Raw genomic sequence first — 16,893 nt, forward strand, 5'->3', positions numbered from 1 at the left:
CGTCGGCGCTCACTTCTTCACGAGGCTGCGCGCCGCATCGGCAACCGCCGCGGCGGTGAGGCCGAAGTGCTTGTAGAGCTGCGGCGCCGGGGCGGAACCGCCGAAGTCGCTCAAGCCCACGAAGCGACCGTTTGTCCCCAGCCACTCGAACCAGGGCTGCGCGATGCCGGCTTCGACCGCTACCCGCGGCTTGTCGCCCAGCACCTTGGTGCGATAGCTCTCGGGCTGCGCGCGGAACAGCTCCATCGACGGCATCGAGACGACCGCGGCGCGAATGCCTTCGCCGGCCAACGCCTTCGCCGCCTCGACGGCCAGCGCCAGCTCCGTGCCCGTGCCGATGAGCGTCACGTCGCGGCCGCCCTCCGGCTCGGAGAGCACGTACGCGCCCTTGGCCGACAGGTTCTCGGCCGAAGCCTCCTTGCGCAGATTCTCGACCGCCTGGCGCGACAGCGCCAGCACCGACGGGTTGGCGTCGTGCTTCAGCGCGATCTCCCAGCACTCGGCGGTCTCGAGACCCTCGGCCGGGCGCATGACCAGCAGATGCGGAATGGCGCGCAGCGCCGCGAGGTGCTCGATCGGCTGATGCGTCGGGCCGTCCTCGCCGAGGCCGATGCTATCGTGCGTCATCACGTAGATGACGCGCTGGCGCATCAACGCCGACAGGCGGATCGACGGGCGGCAGTAGTCGGTGAACACGAGGAACGTGCCGCCGTAGGGGATGAGGCCGCCCGACAGCGCGATGCCGTTCATCGCCGCGGCCATGCCGTGCTCGCGCACGCCGTAATGGATGTAGTTGCCCGCAAAGCTCCCGCGCCCGACCGGCACGTGATCCTTGGTGCGCGTGCCGTTGGAGCCGGTGAGGTCGGCGGAGCCGCCGATCAGCTCGGGCAGAACCGGCACGATCTTCTCGAGCGCCAGCTGCGACCACACACGCGTGGCGCGCTTCGCCTCGTCGATGGCGAATGCCGCCTTGGCCGTGGTGATCGCCTTCGCCACGTCCGCTATTTTGCCCGCCGCCGCGGGGTTGCTGAGCGCCGCATCGACATGCGGGCCCGCCTGCGCTGCGCGCTGCTTCCAGTTCGCACGCTCCTTGGCGCCGCGCTGCCCGACAGCCCGCCAGGCGAGTAGCACCGGCTCGGGAATCTCGAACGGCGCATGCGGCCAGACGAGCTTCTCGCGCGTACCCTTGATTTCCTCCTCGCCCAGCGGCTCGCCGTGCGTCGAGGCCTTTCCGGCCTTGGTCGGCGCGCCGTAGCCGATGGTCGTCTTGCAGGCGATGAGCCACGGCTTGGACGAGTCGGCCCGCGCGTGGGCCAGTGCCGCCGAGATCGCTGCGGGGTCGTGTCCGTCGATGGCGACAGCGTTCCACCCACTAGCCTTGAAGCGCGCCACCTGATCGTCGGTGACCGTCAGGCTGGTCGGCCCGTCGATCGAGATGCCGTTGTCGTCGAACAACACGATGAGCTTGCCGAGACCCAGATGTCCGGCAAGCGAGATCGCCTCGTGGCTGATGCCCTCCATCAGGCAGCCGTCGCCGGCGATCACGTAGGTGTGGTGGTCGATGATGTCGTCGCCGAGCCGCGTGTTCAGCAGCCGCTCTGCCAGCGCCATGCCGACGGCGTTGGCAATGCCCTGCCCCAGCGGGCCGGTCGTCGTTTCGATGCCGGCCGCGTGCCCGTGCTCGGGATGGCCCGCCGTCTTGGCGCCGAGCTGGCGGAAGCGCTTCAGCTCGCCGACCTCCATCCCCGGATAGCCGGTGAGATAGAGGAGCGAATAGAGGAGCATCGAGCCGTGGCCGGCCGAGAGCACGAAGCGGTCGCGGTTTGGCCAGTTCGGGTCGGCGGCGTCGAAGCGCAGCGCCTCGCGGAACAATACGGTCGCCACGTCCGCCATGCCCATCGGCATGCCCGGGTGCCCCGACTTCGCCGCCTGCACCGCATCCATGGCCAGCGCCCGGATGGCATTCGCCATGTCGTTGTGGGCGACCGCTGTGCCCTCGGTGATCGTCTCGCGCGCCTCGGTCATAAAGCTGTCCCTGCCTGGCCCTGGATGGCCGGCTGCCGCCGGTCGTGCCGGGGCGCCGTTTTGGTCAGGCACGTTTAACGAGGCCGCCGCCCCCCGTCCATGCCTTGCACCGCCAAAGCGTACCGGGATTTCACCTCAATCCACACGCGTGGCGAGGAATTCGTCGAGTTCGGCGCGCGTCGGCAGCCCGGCGCGGGCGCCGAGACGGCGGCATTTGAGCGCCGCGACCGCGGATGCGACGCGCGCGCATTCAGCCGGGGAGCGTCCGTCGGCCAGCGCCCAGGCAAAAGCACCGTGGAAGGCATCGCCGGCGCCCGTCGTGTCGACGATCTCGGCCTTGAAGGCCGGCTGGTGTCCCGCGTCCCCACTCTTCGACAGCCAAGCGTAGCCCTCCCCGCCCCGCGTCACTCCGGCATGGCGCACGCCGGCGGCGAGCACGGCTTCGAGCTGCGCCCGCTCGTCCCGGTCGGGTGCGAATGCCTCCAATGCTGGCGCGGAGAATATCGCGTAGTCGGCGAGGCACAGGAACTCCGCGAGCAGCCCCCCGCCGCCAAGATCCGCGTCGAGCAGCGTCCGCACGCCGCGGGCGCGAGCTTCCTTGAACGCGTCGCGTGTGCCTTCCACCCAGCGCAGGTCGCTCAGCACAGCGCCGGCACCGGCGATGCGATCGAACGGCAGCCAGCTCGAATCCATCGGCATCGCGTGGTCACGCTCGCCGATGATCAGGCGCTCGCCGTTGTTGTCGACGATCACCGCCGACGTCGACGAGCGCGCGTGCTCGAAGGTGCGCACATAGGTGATGTCGACCCCGTCGGCGGCGAGAAACTTATGGATGCGCTCACCGGCGCTGTCGCCGCCGGTCCGGCTCCACAATTCCACCTGTCCGCCGAGGCGGGCGATCGCCGCCGCCGCGTTGGCGGCCATGCCGCCGCCGCTCTCCAGGTGCTCGAGCGAGCGCACTTTCGTCGGCTCGGGCGGGAACGCCTCAATGCGGTAGACATAATCCAGCGCCGCGTGACCGACGCAGACGATTGGCTTCAACGCGCGGCCTCCTCGGCCTGCCCCAGCTCGCGCAGCCGGGCTTCCTCGGCCGCATCCTCCTCGAAGAGCTTTTCCAACGTCTTTACGTCGGAGCGGGCGCGCTCGCGCAGCTTATCGAGGTCGCTGGCGAGCTTATAGTCCTCGACCAGGCGCCGCTCGTCGTGCGTGCGGAACGTATGGATGATGCGCCCCGCCTCGCGCTCGGACATGCCGAGCTTCTTCAGCAGCTGCTTAGCGATGTCGAGCGATGACAGAAACGTCTCGCGCTGCAGGTTGGTCACCCCGATATCGAGCAGCCGATGCGCGTGGTTGCGGTTACGCGCCCGGGCGAAGACCGGCAGATCCGGGTACTTGGAGCGCACCAGCTCGGCCGTGCGCATCGAGGCCTCGACGTCGTCGATGGCGAGCACAAAGGCCCGCGCCCGGTGCGCATCCGCCGCTTCGAGGATCTCCGCCCGGCTGGCGTCGCCGTAGAATGCCTGGGCGCCGAAGCGGCGCACAAACTCGACCTGCTCGGCGCTGATGTCGAGTGCAGTGAAGGGAATGCGCTTCGCCGTCAGGATGCGGGCGACGATCTGCCCGAAGCGGCCGAAGCCGGCGATGATCACGTGGCCGTCGTTGTCGGGCGGGGTGTCATAGGCCGGGGCCGGCCCCTTGCGCCGCCGCGACAGCAGGCTGTCGATTTTCAAGAGGATCGGCGTAGCCGCCATCGACAGGGTGACGATGATCGTCAGCAGCTCGGTGTTCTCGCTGGTCAGCGCGCCCGAGGCATAGCCGACCGTGAACAGCACGAAGGCGAACTCACCGCCTTGCGACAGCGCGATGCCGAGCCGGCGCGCCGGACCGGGCTCCAGCCCTTGCCAACGGCCGAGCACGTAGAGGATGACCGCCTTCACCGCGACGAGCCCGGCGACCAGCGTCAGGATGATGACCGGCTCGTCGAGCAGCAGGCGAACGTCGATGGTCATGCCGATCGCCGTGAAGAACAGCCCGAGCAGCAGGCCTTCGAACGGCTGGATGTCGGCTTCGAGCTGGTGCCGGTAGGACGATTCCGCCAGCAGCGCTCCGGCGATGAAGGCGCCGAGCGACGCCGACAAGCCCGCCAGCTGCATGAGGATGGTCACGCCGACGACGGTAAGCAGCCCCGCCGCCGTCATCGCCTCTTTGACGCGTGTCAGCGCCACCAGGCGCAGCGCGTAGTCGAGCACGAAGTGACCGACGACCACGATAACGGCGATCAGGCCCAAGCCCTTCAGGACGGAAATGATGTCCATCTGCACAGTCGTTGCCGCTGCCGCGGCGACGGCCGTGGTGGCGAACAGCGGCGCGAAGGCGATCAGCGGGATGGCCGCGAGGTCCTGGAACAGGAGCACCGAGAAGCCGAGACGGCCGTGGCGGGTATTGAGGTCGCCGGTCTCCTCCATGACCTGCAGTGCCAGCGCCGTGGACGACAGGGCAAGCGCCAGGCCGGCGAACAGCGCCGTCTGCCAGGAGAAGCCGACGAGCAGGCCGATGGCCGCGAGCGCCGCACCCGTCAGCAGCACCTGCTCGGTGCCGAGGACGAACACGGCGTAGCGCATCGCCCACAGTCGCTTGGGCCGCAGCTCGAGGCCGATCAGGAACAGCAGGAGCACGATGCCGAACTCGGCAAAGTGCAGAATCTCCTTCGCCTTGTAGTCGGAGAACGACCAGCCGATCGTGTTCGGGCCGAGCAGCATGCCGACGACGAGGTAGCCAAGCACCTCGCTGATGCCGAGCCAGCGCGCCAGCGGCCCGGCGATCGCGAGCGCAGCGAGGAGTATCGCGACTTCGTGCAGTGAGACGCCGACCATTCCCGCCCATTCCCCCACGCCCGCGCGTCGTGCGCGGCTACTCCCAACTTAAGCGCGCAGCGGCCACACCGTTAGCGTTACCTCTACCACGGGCGTGGGCCACGTCGCCGCTGGCCGATCAATCCACGCGACGGCGGCAAAATTTTCGCGAGCGGTCAGCAACGCCTCGTCGAAGCGCGATGAATCTGCGATACTTATTCGCGTCAGTGATTTGCGTCATCTGGATGGGGGCATCCAACGAATCGACGCGTTTAACCGGCGTGTAACCTTAACGTCGCGTTAAGCGGTCTTTCCATACGATGAACATGTCGGCTGATCGTCCGCAGTCAAGGCTCGGACAAGCGGCGCGGTCGATGTGCAAGCAGCTTTGACTATTTGGGGGTCGCCGATGTCATTCGATCTCGTCATGCGCACGCTGGGGGTACTGACCTGCCTCTACACCGTCGCCTACTTCGTCACCACGATGAGCGTCGCCGCGCTCAACGGCGTCACCTATAACTCCGGCCCCATGTGCGGCCATGACGGGTGCGTTACCGTCGCCAGCAAGCAGCACGCGAGGCAGCGCTACGCCTTCGTCGCCGACGATGCACCTCTGTGGACGGCAGCTTCGTACCTGCCGCTCAACTAAGCTCAAAGTTCAGACGGACTTCACAAGGAGCGCACGCCACCGGCTGCGCTCCTTTGCTTTTTCACGAGCGCGTCGATCTCGATCAGCTCGGACATCAACGAAGCGAAGTCCTTGAGCGGCACCATGTTGGGGCCGTCGGAGGGCGCGCGGTCCGGGTCCTCGTGCGTCTCGATGAAGAGCCCAGCCACACCGACGGCCACCGCGGCGCGCGCCAGCACCGGAACGTAGCGGCGGTCCCCGCCCGAGCTCGTCCCTTGGCCGCCCGGCTGCTGCACGGAGTGGGTGGCGTCGAAAATCACCGGGCACCCCGTCTCGGCCATGATCGGCAGCCCGCGCATATCGGTGACGAGCGTGTTGTAGCCGAAGGACGAGCCCCGCTCGGTCAGCAGCACGTTCGGATTGCCCGAGGCGACGACCTTCGCCACGACGTTCTTCATATCCCACGGCGCAAGGAACTGGCCCTTCTTCACCTTCACCACGCGCCCCGTCTGCGCTGCGGCCACGAGAAGGTCCGTCTGCCGGCACAGGAAGGCGGGAATCTGCAGCACGTCCACCACGGGCGCCACGAGCGCGCACTGGGCCGCGTCGTGGACGTCGGTGACGACCGGCAGCCCTAGCGTCTCACGGATCTCGGCGAACACGGGCAGCGCCGCGTCGAGCCCGATGCCGCGCTTGCCCGACAGCGACGTGCGGTTCGCCTTGTCGAACGACGATTTGTAGACGAGGCCGAGGCCAAGCTTGGCGGCCATCTCTTTCAGGGCCGACGCCATCTCGAGTGCGTGCGCGCGGCTCTCCATTTGGCAGGGCCCGGCGAGCACCATCAGGCGCGCGTCGTTCGCGACTTCGATGCCGCCTATCAGGACGCGCGCATTCGGCTTTAGGGATTCATGCTTGGTCATGCCGCTTTATATCACCCCGCCGGGCCGCCGGTCGCAACAACCGGCCCTAAAGCAAATGGCCGCGCCCGAACCGGCGCGGCCATCGCTAATTCCCGTTTCGGCGCTAAGCGACGCGCCGGATCAGGCCGATAACGAACAGCAGCAGGACCGCGCCGAGTGTCGCCGAGATGATGGCACCAATCGGGTAGTCCATGGCGAAGCCGAGTTGCGGAAACAGCCAGTTTCCGATGAACGCGCCGACGATACCGACGACGATGTTGCCGATAAGGCCGAAGCCGTAACCCTTGACGATGACGCCGGCAAGCCAGCCAGCAATCGCACCGACGATTAGAAGTATGATGAGTGATTCAAGACCAGGCATCTGTGTGACTCCCCTGAGCGCGAGCGCTTTTCTCGCCGCGACAAGCCGCGGCATCGTTCGGGAGGACGTGCCTCTTCTCACGTCTACTGGAGCCCCTGCGGCGACGTCCTCCGCGTTCCCCTTATCGCCCGATTCGGGCTGCGGAGCCCCGTAGACTGTGTACATGGAGTTGTAGCCGCACGATAGGCACACGGCGGGAGTGGGCCAAATCCCACGTGGCGTGAGGGACACACCGGGCGCGAGTTGACCGGCAAGCCTCAGATAGGGCCCGCCGGGATCCGAACCGCTGCAGCGGCCCGGGCTCCCGGCGAGATGGGCGGCGAATGATACCGCAGGATCAGAGGGCCGCCTCGGCGGTCTCACCCGTGCGGATGCGAACCATGGACTCGATCGGCGAAACGAAGATCTTGCCGTCGCCGATGGAGCCGGTGTTGGCGGCGGCGCGGATCGCGGCGATGACGCCGTCAGCCTGGGCCGACGAGACGGCGAGCTCGATCTTCACCTTGGGCAGCAGGTTCACCGTGTACTCGGCGCCGCGATAGATTTCGGTGTGGCCCTTCTGGCGGCCGAAACCCTTCACCTCGGTCACGGTCATGCCGTTGATGCCGAGCTTGGTCAGCGCAGCGCGCACTTCGTCCAGCTTGAAGGGCTTGATGATGGCAGTAACGAGCTTCATGGGGAGCACTCCTTGTGTTTGTCCCTATCGCCCTATCGGGCATCCCCGCCGGAGTTTCACACCCGACGATTGGTTAACGACGCAAGAGGTAATCAATTAGCGTGCCAAGTCGTTTGGAACACACACAAGTCAATGTTTTTACAGATGTATTACGCAACTCTGGCGTCTGTCATTGGCCGGTCGCAAATGGGCGATCCGGCGCCCAATGCTTAAACTTTAGGCGGTCGATTGGCGAGGAAAGAAGACGCCGACCGCATCGCAGCGGTTCAGATGCACTGCACAGGAGGGCCGAAGAAACCCCTAGGCGCTGGTCGACATCCAGCTGCTACGCCGGCGCGCCTGTCGCACCCGCGGCGTCGCTTTCGCCGCTAAGCAGACATTCAGGCGATCGACGAGGTCGCCCACGGTGACGAGACTGTCGTCGACGGGACCGAAATGCACGTCGAAGCGGTCCTCGATGTCGAGGGCGATCATCGGAAGATCCAGGCGATCGATCCCCGCTTCCCGCAGGGTCGTCGTGCGCCCCAGGGGCGCGTGCACAAGCGCACAATTGCGCAGGATTGCATGCAATTGCATGGTTAAGTCGGACATGGGATCGCTCGGGCGTGAGCTATGGACGGTTCGCATGACAGTTCTGTTGCAGGATTGCCGAGGGCGCGCGGTTCCCGGCGTTACCGCGGCGCCAACGCCACGCCCCGCCGGGTGCCCGGCCAACCAGCAGTCTGCTAGGTCGAAACCCCTAGACGAGGCGGCTCTGGACCACGGCCGCCTCGATGAACGAGCGGAACAAGGGGTGCGGCTCGAACGGCCGGCTCTTCAGCTCGGGGTGATACTGCACGCCGATGAACCAGGGGTGGTTCGGATATTCGACGGTTTCGGGGAGCAGCCCGTCCGGTGACAGTCCGGCAAACTTCAGACCCGCCGCCTCCAGCCGCTCGCGATACTTGGTGTTGACCTCGTAGCGATGGCGGTGACGCTCGGAGATTTTCTTGCCGCCATAGATGCCGGCGATGCGGCTGCCCTCGGTGAGCTGCGCCGGATAGGCGCCGAGGCGCATGGTGCCGCCGAGATCGCCGCCCTGGCGGCGCTGCTCCAGCTCGTTGCCGCGCATCCACTCGGTCATAAGGCCGATCACCGGCTCGTTGGTCGGCCCGAACTCGGTCGAGTTGGCGCCGGCGATGCCGACGAGATTGCGCGCCGCCTCCAGGCAAGCCATCTGCATGCCGAAGCAAATGCCGAAATAAGGAACGCCACGCTCGCGCGCGAACTTGGCGGCGAGGATCTTGCCTTCCGAGCCACGCTCGCCGAAGCCGCCCGGCACGAGGATGCCGTTCACGTCCTCGAGGTAGGGGGCCGGGTCCTCGCGCTCGAAGATCTCGCTCTCGATCCACTCGAGGTTGACGCGCACGTTGTTGGCGATGCCGCCGTGCACGAGCGCCTCGATCAGCGACTTGTAGGCGTCCTTGAGGCCCGTGTACTTGCCGACGACGGCGATCGTCACCTCGCCTTCCGGCGTGTCGACGCCGCGCGAGATCGTCTCCCAGCGCGTAAGGTCGGGCTTGGGCGCGCCGGAGATGTTGAAGGCGCGCAGCACCTGTTCGTCGAGGCCCTCGCGGTGATACGCGAGCGGAACGTCGTAGATCGAGGCGACGTCGAGCGCCTGGATGACGGCTTCCTCGCGCACGTTGCAGAAGAGCGCGATCTTGCGCCGCTCCGACGGCGGCACCGGGCGATCCGAGCGGCACAACAGGATGTGCGGCTGGATACCGATGGAACGCAGCTCCTTCACCGAGTGCTGCGTCGGCTTGGTCTTCAGCTCGCCGGCCGACGGGATGTACGGCATCAGCGTCAGGTGGATGAAGATCGAGCTGAGCGGCGGCAGGTCGTTGTTGAGCTGGCGAATCGCCTCGAAGAACGGCAGGCCTTCGATGTCGCCCACCGTGCCGCCGATCTCGACCAGCACGAAGTCGATGCCCTCGTTGCCCGAGATCACGAACTCCTTGATGGCATCGGTGACGTGCGGGATCACCTGCACGGTGCCGCCCAGGTACGCCCCACGCCGCTCCTTGGCGAGGATGTCCTGGTAGATGCGTCCCGTGGTGATGTTGTCCGACTTGCGCGACGGCACGCCGGTGAAGCGCTCGTAGTGTCCGAGATCGAGGTCGGTTTCCGCACCGTCGTCGGTCACGAAGACTTCGCCGTGCTGATACGGCGACATCGTGCCGGGGTCGACGTTGAGATACGGATCGAGCTTGCGAAGCCGAACCGAGTACCCGCGCGCTTGGAGAAGCGCGCCGAGGGCGGCGGAAGCGAGGCCTTTGCCGAGTGAGGACACCACGCCGCCGGTAATGAAGATGTACCGCTGCTGCATGGGCTTTGAGGCTTACACGAAGGTCCCGACGATTCGAAGCGTCTTTATCGCCTCATCCCCGCCCGATGGTAAAAAGCGGCAAAATGCGCCGCGCCGTGCCGCTAAAGCTTCAGGTCGCTTGGGCGCAACCGGCCCGCGCCTCCTGCTCGGCGATGGCTCTTGCCTCGGGGGCGATGACCTCGGAGTTGAGCTCGCCGTTGAGCGTCTCGTAGCTCTCCGCCGCACTCACATAGCTGGGGTCGGGCGGCTCCTTCGCGTAGACGACGTCGAGCATCACCATCTGCCGGCTTCCGGCGGTCGTCGCGCCGCCCTTGTAGAACTCGTGCTTCTTGGTGCAGTTGGCGCCGAATTGCACGTTGGTGACCTTGTAGTATTTGAGCCGCTGCTCGACGCCGATCTGCGCGGCGCGAGCGCGCGCGATCTTTTCGATACGCGCCTTGGGCGTCGACTCGGTACCGGTCGCGCGCACCTGGTACTGGGTGTCGCTGACCTTGCTCTCCGAGTAGCCCGACGGCGACATCATGTTCGCCGCGCTGAGTGAGGCGACCGGCTTCTCGATGCCAGCGCACCCCGTAAGGAGGAGTGCGCACGTCAGCCCGGCGAAACAGGTTTGGATCGTCCAGCGCATGCGAATCCCAATGCTCGTTGGCTTGATTTGCCGACGAGACTAGCGCACGCGCCAAGGCCGCATAGTGCGGGAAGACAACAGTCAACAGTTTGCCGCGCTGCCTAAGGGCTGGGCAGCGCTGTGTTAGCGGTTCTGCGGAACGGCCGGCTGCTGCAGCTTGTCGAGGATGCCGCCGCGGGGTGCACCGCCTTCAGGCGCCTTGGTAGCCGGCGCGGGGGCCGTGCCGGGAGCGGCGTCGGTTGCCGGCGCGGCGGTGCCCGGCGCGTTGTCGAAGATCGAGCGCGTGGGTGCCGAGTGCTGGGCAACGAGCGTCAGCAGAATGCTGGTGGTGAAGAATGCCGCCGCGAGCGCCGCCGTCGTGCGCGTCAGCAGGTTGGCCGTGCCGCGGCCGGTGAGAAAACCACCACCGCCGCCACCGCCGATGCCGAGTGCGCCGCCCTCTGAGCGCTGCAGCAGAACCACCGCCACCAGAGCGGTCGCGATCATCAGGTGCAGAACGAGCAATGCGGTGGCCATGGCGATCTCTTGAAGCTGTGGGGAATGCCCAGCGCGGGCACTTGCGGCCTTCTATAGCAGATGGCGCTTGGGTGCTAGGGGGCCAAGCCCTCGGATGCCAAGTCCTGGGATTCTGCGGAAGTTCGCCGCCTAGCGCATTCCGGGGAGCCCATAGGGGGTCACCTCATCGGGCGAGACGTAGGCGCTGCTCGGCTTGCGCCGCTGGTTCTTCTTGCGGGCCGCCGCCTTAGCGGCCGGATCGAGAGTCGCGGCGGCAGGGACGGCGCCGGGCGCCGGCTGTGCGGCCGTCGGCGGAACTGCGCCCGGCGTGGGGTTCAGCTTGGCGACGGGTGGCGTTGCCGGCGGCGGCGCCACGGCCGGCGGCAGGCCCGGGGTAACGGCCGCAACGGGCGGGGGTTGCGGTGCCTTCGGCGTGACTGGAACGGTCACCGATGCTGCCGGGGGCGGCGTGGCCCCGGTCGACGCCGGCGGGGCGGTCGCCGTCACGGGATTTGCCACCGGCTGCGCGGGAGGCGCAGGGGGCCCCACAGTAGCGGGTGTGGTCGCAGGAGGTACGACGGCAGCGGGTGTCACAGGTCCTGCCGGGGCAGCCGGAGCGGCCGCGGCTTGAGCGGGCGCGGCCGCTGCGGGCGGCACGCTCGCCGCAGGTGGAGCGGCGGCGGCAGGGGCGGCCTGCGCCGCTGGCGTCGGATTGATCGGCACCGGTGGCTTCGTAACGACGAGGGCCGGCGGCGTCGTGCGTTGTTGAGGGACCGCAACCGGCGAGGTTGGCGCTCCCACCGGACCGGGAGTTACGGGGGTGGCCGCAGGGCTGGGCGTCACCGGCGCCGCTGCACCACCGGGTGCGGGCTGGCCAGACTGCTTGTCGTCGGGCTGCTTGTTAGCCGGCCCCTCGTCCTTTTCCTTTAGCTTGGCGACGGCATTGCGCCCGCCGCAGCGGAACTCGAGCTGATCGTCGATCTCCAGCATCCGATGGATGCTCTGCAGCCGGTCGGGCGCGAGATTTGCCTTCGCCCACTCCGGCCCGCGTTCCATGTCGGCCCGCGCGCCGCTGGCGGTGATCGTGGTGAGCTCGCTGACGAGATTGGCGCACGCGGCCTTGTCGAGCTTGGCGGCCAAGGCGGCGCCCGGGCATGCCGCCGCAAGGGCTGCCGCCAGTGCGCTGCGCAGTGTCCGTCCCCCGCGGCTCATCGAGGAAGTCTCTCGCTCATCGCTGATTTCTACGGCGTGGACTGAGGGAACTCTACCATCAGTAGCCGTGATTCCTACTTCAAGGCGAGGGCTCAAGTTCCGTAGAAGGCGAGGATACCCAGGAAGTCTGCGGCTTTCAGGCTGGCACCCCCGACGAGGGCGCCGTTAACGTCGTTAATGGCGAGCAGCTCCTTGGCATTGGAAGGCTTCACCGAGCCGCCGTAGAGAATGCGCATCCCCCGCCCCTCGCCGCCGAAACGATCGGTGAGAGCCGCGCGGATGGCCGCGTGAACGCGCGCCACGTCGGCGACGGTCGGCGTCAGTCCGGTGCCGATCGCCCACACCGGCTCGTAGGCGACGACGGTGTTGGCGGCCGTCGCTGCGTCGGGCAGCGAACCAGCAAGCTGGCGGCGCACCACCTCCTCGGTAAGCCCCGCAGCGCGCTCGCCCGCCGTCTCGCCGACGCAGACGATGGCGGCGAGCCCGGCCCGATGCGCCGCAGCCGCCTTGGCGCGGACTTGCCGGTCCAGCTCGCCGTGCAGGGCGCGGCGCTCGGAGTGTCCGACAATCACGGCGCGTGCGCCGGCATCCGCCAGCATCTCGGCGGAGATGTCGCCGGTGAACGCACCGGCTGCCTCCGCATGACAATCCTGCCCGCCCAGGAGAACGTTCGAGCCCTTCACCGTCCACGCCATCTGCGCCAGCAGCGTCGCCGGCGGGCAAAGCATGACGTCGGCCTTGGGCGCAGCCTTGGCGATGGCGTCACGCACCGCCTGCGCCTCAGCGAGCTGTGCGGCGAGCCCGTTCATCTTCCAGTTGCCGGCGACCAGCGGCCGGACCGACGCCCCTGTCATCGCGTACCCTTCATGAAAATCCGTCCATGTTAAGCATCGACCGCCGCCCCGGCGCGGGCGCCGCACGGCAAACTTGCAAAGCCGCAGCGGCTGGGCTTCATATCATGCCCACATCGAGGCCACGCGCAGATTTCGCGGGCCGCTCACACGGCGTTGCGCATGGAGGGTCCCACCTTCCGGCACCACGGCCCCCAGCGAACGGAACGATCAAGACAATGCTCGACGCCCTTCGACGCGGCTCCACCGGTTTTGTAGCCAAGCTGCTCTTTGCGCTTCTTGTGCTGAGCTTCGCCATCTGGGGCGTCGCGGACGTGTTCACCGGCTGGGGACGCGGCTCGCTCGCCAAGGTCGGTGGCAGCGACATCAGGCTCGAGGACTACCAGCGCGCCTTCCAGAACGAGATCAACATCATCTCCCAGCAGGCCGGCAAGCGAATCACCACCGAGCAGGCGCACGCCGCCGGCCTCGACAACCGCGTCATGGCTCAGCTCATCGCCTGGTCGGCGGTCGAGCAGCACGCCAACAGCCTCGACCTCTCCCTGTCGGACGCGGCGCTCGCCGAGGCGCTGAAGAACGATCAGGCCTTCAAGGGTCCCGACGGCAAGTTCAACCGCCTGGCCTTCGAGAACGTGCTGGACCGCCTCGGCGTGAGCGAGCGCGGCTTCCTGCAGTTGCGGCGCCGGGACGAACTCCGCGAGCAGCTCACCTCGGCGCTCATCAACGGCATCGCGGTGCCCGACACGATCGTCGAGGTGACGAACGCCTGGCGCAACGAGACGCGCATCGCCGAGCACTTCGCCATCGACGCCGACAAGGCCGTCACGGTCCCCGCACCCGACGACGCCAAACTGAAGGCGACGTACGAGGCGAGCAAGGCGTCATTCATGGCGCCGGAAGCGCGCAAGCTCGCGCTGCTCGTGCTGTCGATCGACCAGATCAAGAAGGGCATCGAGATCTCGGATGCCGACGCGCAGGCGAGCTACGACGACACGAAGAAGGATTACAACACGCCCGAGCGCCGCCGTGTGCAGCAGATCGCCTTCAAGGACAAGGCGGCGGCCGAGGCCGCCAAGAAGGCCATCGCCGGCGGCAAGTCGTTCGGCGACGCCGCCAAGGATACCGGGGCCAAGGATTCCGACATCGACCTCGGCCTCGTCACCAAAGACCGCCTGATCGACCCGAAGATCGCCGATGCGGTGTTCAGCCTGCAGAAGGACGCCGTCTCCGACCCGGTCGAGGGCCGCTTCGCCACCGTGCTCGTGCGCGTCACCGACATCCAGCCGAAGGTCGACCGCACCTTCGCCGAGGTCAAGACGCAGGTGAAGGACAAGCTCGCCACCAAGAAGGCAGAAGGCCAGCTGCAGTCGGTGCTCGACCAGGTCGAGGACCAGCGCTCGGCCGGCAAGACGCTGAAGGAAATCGGCGATGCGTTGAAGCTGCAGTTCTTCGAGATCCCCGAGGTCGACCGCGCCAACAAGGCGCGCAACGGCCAGCCGGCCATTATGATCAGCGATCCGACCGCGGTGGTGAACGCCGCCTTCAACAGCGGCGTCGGGGTCGAGAGCGACGTGATCGAGCTCAGCGACGGCAGCTTCGCCTGGCTCGACGTGCTCGACGTGATGGCGGCGAAGCAGAAGCCGTTCGAGGAAGTGAAGGATCAGGTGAAGCAGTTCTACCTGACGCAGGAGCGCACCCGCCTCGTCACCGAGCTGGCCAACAAGCTCGTCGAGCGTGCCGACAAGGGCGAGGCGATGGCGGCGCTCGCCACGGCCGGCGGCGCCGCGAAGGTTGAGACCACACCGGCCTTCAACCGGTCGACCACGCCGCAGGGCATGAGCCGCGACGCCGTCGTGCGCGCCTTCACGCTGGCCAAGGGCAAGGCCGGCTCGGCGCCCGACAGCAACGACAAGACGCGCATCGTCTTCAAGGTGACGGAGATCACGCCGGCGCCCGCCGTGAGCGATGCCCAGCGCACGACCATGACCTCGGAGCTGCGCAACGCCCTGGCGGACGAGACCTTGAGCGAGTACGTGCTGGCGCTGCAGAAGCAGCTCGGCACGCACATCAACGAGGACGAGTTCAAGAAGGCGACCGGAGCCGCCACCGGCGATCAGACCCAGTAGCCCGCCGCAGGCAAGCCTAGTGAGCACGCCAGTGTGATGATCGAGAAGTCCGCCACATCCATCGCGGCCGGGTCAAGAAGCGGACTTCTCGATCTGAATCACACTGGTACATTCGCTCTTCTAGCGTCATTCAGATCGCGAAATCCGTTCCCCATCCGCCTCACAAGACGACGAATTTCGCGATCATGACGCTAGCGCGCACGACGAGAGCAAGGCCCGGTCAGATGGAAGCGATGCCGCCGCTGCCGGCCTTCGTCGAACGCTACGATGCGGGCGCGCCGCAAGTCGCGTTCACGCGCCTCGTCGCCGATCTCGAGACGCCGGTCTCCGCCTACCTGAAGCTCGCCGCCGACAAGCCGATGAGCTTCCTGCTGGAGTCGGTGGAGGGCGGCGCCACGCGCGGCCGCTACTCGGTGATAGGTCTCGAGCCCGACCTCGTCTGGCGCGCCGACGGCGACAACGCTTCGATCAACCGCACGCCGGTCGCCAAGCCCGAGGCGTTCAAGCCCGACAAGCAGCCGACGCTCGCGTCGTTGCGCGCGCTCCTCGAAGAATCGCGGATCGACCTTCCCTCCGAGCTGCCGCCGATGGCCGCCGGCATCTTCGGCCTCATGGGCTACGACACCGTGCGGCTGATGGAGCGGCTGCCCAACACGCCGGCGGATGCCTTGCACGTCCCCGACGGCATCCTGATGCGCCCGACGGTGATGGCGATCTTCGACGTCATCAAGGACGAGATCACCATCGTCACGCCGGTGCGGCCCGACCCCAAGGTGCCGGCCGAGAAGGCCTACAAGGCCGCGTGCAAGCGCCTGAAGAGCGTCCTCGCCGCCCTGAACGAGCCGCTGCCGCATTCGCCGTCGGTGGCGGCGCGCAAGATCGCGGCGCCGAAGCCGACCTCGAACACGACGCCCGCCGAATACAAGAAGATGGTGCAGAAGGCGAAGGAGTACATCGTCGCCGGCGACATCTTCCAGGTCGTGCTCTCGCAGCGCTTCTCCGCGCCGTTCTCGCTGCCGTCGTTCTCGCTCTATCGCGCGCTGCGCCGCACGAACCCGTCGCCGTTCCTGTTCCATCTCGACTTCGGCGACTTTTCGCTCGTCGGCTCGAGCCCAGAAATCCTCGTGCGCGTGCGCGAGGGCGAGGTCACCATCCGCCCCATCGCCGGCACCGCCCGGCGCGGCAAGACCGACGCCGAGGACCAGGCGCTCGCCGAAGCGCTGCTGAAGGACCCGAAGGAGCGCGCCGAACATCTGATGCTGCTCGACCTCGGCCGCAACGACGTCGGCCGCGTCGCCGCCGTCGGCTCCGTCGACGTCACCGCGCGCTTCTTCATCGAGCGCTACAGCCACGTGATGCATATCGTCTCCAACGTCGTCGGCCGCCTCGACAAGAAGCACGACGCCGTCGATGCGCTGATGGCGGGCTTCCCGGCCGGCACGGTTTCCGGGGCGCCCAAAGTGCGCGCCATGGAGATCATCGACGAATTTGAGAAGTCGAAGCGCGGCCCCTACGCGGGTTGCGTCGGCTATTTCTCCGCCACGGGGCAGATGGACACCTGCATCGTCCTGCGCACCGCGCTCATCAAGGACGGCGTCATGCACGTGCAGGCCGGCGCCGGCCTCGTGCACGATTCGGTGCCGGAGAAAGAGCAGCAGGAGTGCATCAACAAGGCACAGGCCTTGTTCCGCGCCGCCGAGGAAGCCGTGCGATTCGCGACACGCGCCAAGTAGATCCGCGCAGGCCGT

Annotated in this window: 15 protein-coding genes; 3 read left to right on the plus strand and 12 right to left on the minus strand. The window is 67.2% G+C overall.

The features are described from left to right. Positions 1-9: 9 nt before the first annotated feature. From tkt to GIW81_RS03300, 3 genes are all read right to left on the minus strand, one after another. A complete protein-coding gene (gene tkt / locus GIW81_RS03290) occupies positions 10-2,025 on the minus strand; it encodes a transketolase (RefSeq protein ID WP_154737905.1) in 2,016 nt (671 codons plus the stop codon). Positions 2,026-2,160: 135 nt separating this feature from the next. After that, positions 2,161-3,066 (minus strand): PfkB family carbohydrate kinase, encoded by a 906-nt coding sequence (locus tag GIW81_RS03295; RefSeq protein ID WP_154737906.1) that lies wholly within the window; start codon positions 3,064-3,066, stop codon positions 2,161-2,163. Beyond that, complete coding sequence (locus GIW81_RS03300) at positions 3,063-4,898, minus strand: cation:proton antiporter domain-containing protein (protein WP_154737907.1); 1,836 nt, start codon at positions 4,896-4,898, stop codon at positions 3,063-3,065. The genes GIW81_RS03295 and GIW81_RS03300 overlap by 4 nt, the downstream gene beginning before the upstream one ends. Before the next feature lie 388 nt (positions 4,899-5,286). Between GIW81_RS03300 and GIW81_RS03305 the strand changes: the two genes are divergently transcribed. After that, the gene (locus tag GIW81_RS03305; protein WP_154737908.1) at positions 5,287-5,526 is read left to right on the plus strand and encodes a hypothetical protein; all 240 of its coding nucleotides are present in this window, start codon (positions 5,287-5,289) and stop codon (positions 5,524-5,526) included. 20 nt (positions 5,527-5,546) lie between these two features. Here GIW81_RS03305 and kdsA read toward each other — a convergent pair whose 3' ends face one another. From kdsA to tpiA, 9 genes are all read right to left on the minus strand, one after another. After that, entirely contained in the window at positions 5,547-6,425 is an 879-nt protein-coding gene (gene kdsA / locus GIW81_RS03310; RefSeq protein WP_154737909.1) for a 3-deoxy-8-phosphooctulonate synthase, read from the minus strand. 103 nt (positions 6,426-6,528) lie between these two features. Beyond that, positions 6,529-6,786, minus strand: coding sequence for a GlsB/YeaQ/YmgE family stress response membrane protein (locus tag GIW81_RS03315; protein WP_154737910.1), 258 nt, complete (start codon positions 6,784-6,786; stop codon positions 6,529-6,531). A gap of 337 nt (positions 6,787-7,123) precedes the next feature. Beyond that, a complete protein-coding gene (locus GIW81_RS03320; protein ID WP_154737911.1) occupies positions 7,124-7,462 on the minus strand; it encodes a P-II family nitrogen regulator in 339 nt (112 codons plus the stop codon). 300 nt (positions 7,463-7,762) lie between these two features. Then, entirely contained in the window at positions 7,763-8,053 is a 291-nt protein-coding gene (locus tag GIW81_RS03325) for an acyl carrier protein (protein ID WP_195930329.1), read from the minus strand. 148 nt (positions 8,054-8,201) lie between these two features. Beyond that, positions 8,202-9,833, minus strand: coding sequence for a CTP synthase (locus GIW81_RS03330; RefSeq protein ID WP_154737913.1), 1,632 nt, complete (start codon positions 9,831-9,833; stop codon positions 8,202-8,204). Positions 9,834-9,942: 109 nt separating this feature from the next. Continuing rightward, entirely contained in the window at positions 9,943-10,461 is a 519-nt protein-coding gene (locus tag GIW81_RS03335) for a CC0125/CC1285 family lipoprotein (protein ID WP_154737914.1), read from the minus strand. Positions 10,462-10,584: 123 nt separating this feature from the next. Beyond that, complete coding sequence (gene secG / locus GIW81_RS03340) at positions 10,585-10,977, minus strand: preprotein translocase subunit SecG (protein WP_154737915.1); 393 nt, start codon at positions 10,975-10,977, stop codon at positions 10,585-10,587. Between the two features lie 129 nt (positions 10,978-11,106). Continuing rightward, complete coding sequence (locus tag GIW81_RS03345; RefSeq protein WP_154737916.1) at positions 11,107-12,168, minus strand: hypothetical protein; 1,062 nt, start codon at positions 12,166-12,168, stop codon at positions 11,107-11,109. Between the two features lie 92 nt (positions 12,169-12,260). Continuing rightward, positions 12,261-13,022 carry a triose-phosphate isomerase gene (gene tpiA, locus GIW81_RS03350; RefSeq protein ID WP_154737917.1) on the minus strand — a complete coding sequence of 254 codons (762 nt, stop codon included), beginning with the start codon at positions 13,020-13,022 and terminating at the stop codon, positions 12,261-12,263. Positions 13,023-13,237: 215 nt separating this feature from the next. On the opposite strand from tpiA, the gene GIW81_RS03355 reads away from it, so the two are divergent. Next, entirely contained in the window at positions 13,238-15,145 is a 1,908-nt protein-coding gene (locus tag GIW81_RS03355; protein ID WP_154737918.1) for a SurA N-terminal domain-containing protein, read from the plus strand. Between the two features lie 224 nt (positions 15,146-15,369). Continuing rightward, entirely contained in the window at positions 15,370-16,878 is a 1,509-nt protein-coding gene (trpE, locus tag GIW81_RS03360) for an anthranilate synthase component I (RefSeq protein ID WP_154739481.1), read from the plus strand. Positions 16,879-16,893: the final 15 nt, after the last annotated feature.

This window comes from Hyphomicrobium album (genome assembly GCF_009708035.1).
In the GTDB taxonomy this organism is placed as follows: Bacteria; Pseudomonadota; Alphaproteobacteria; order Rhizobiales; family Hyphomicrobiaceae; genus Hyphomicrobium_A; species Hyphomicrobium_A album.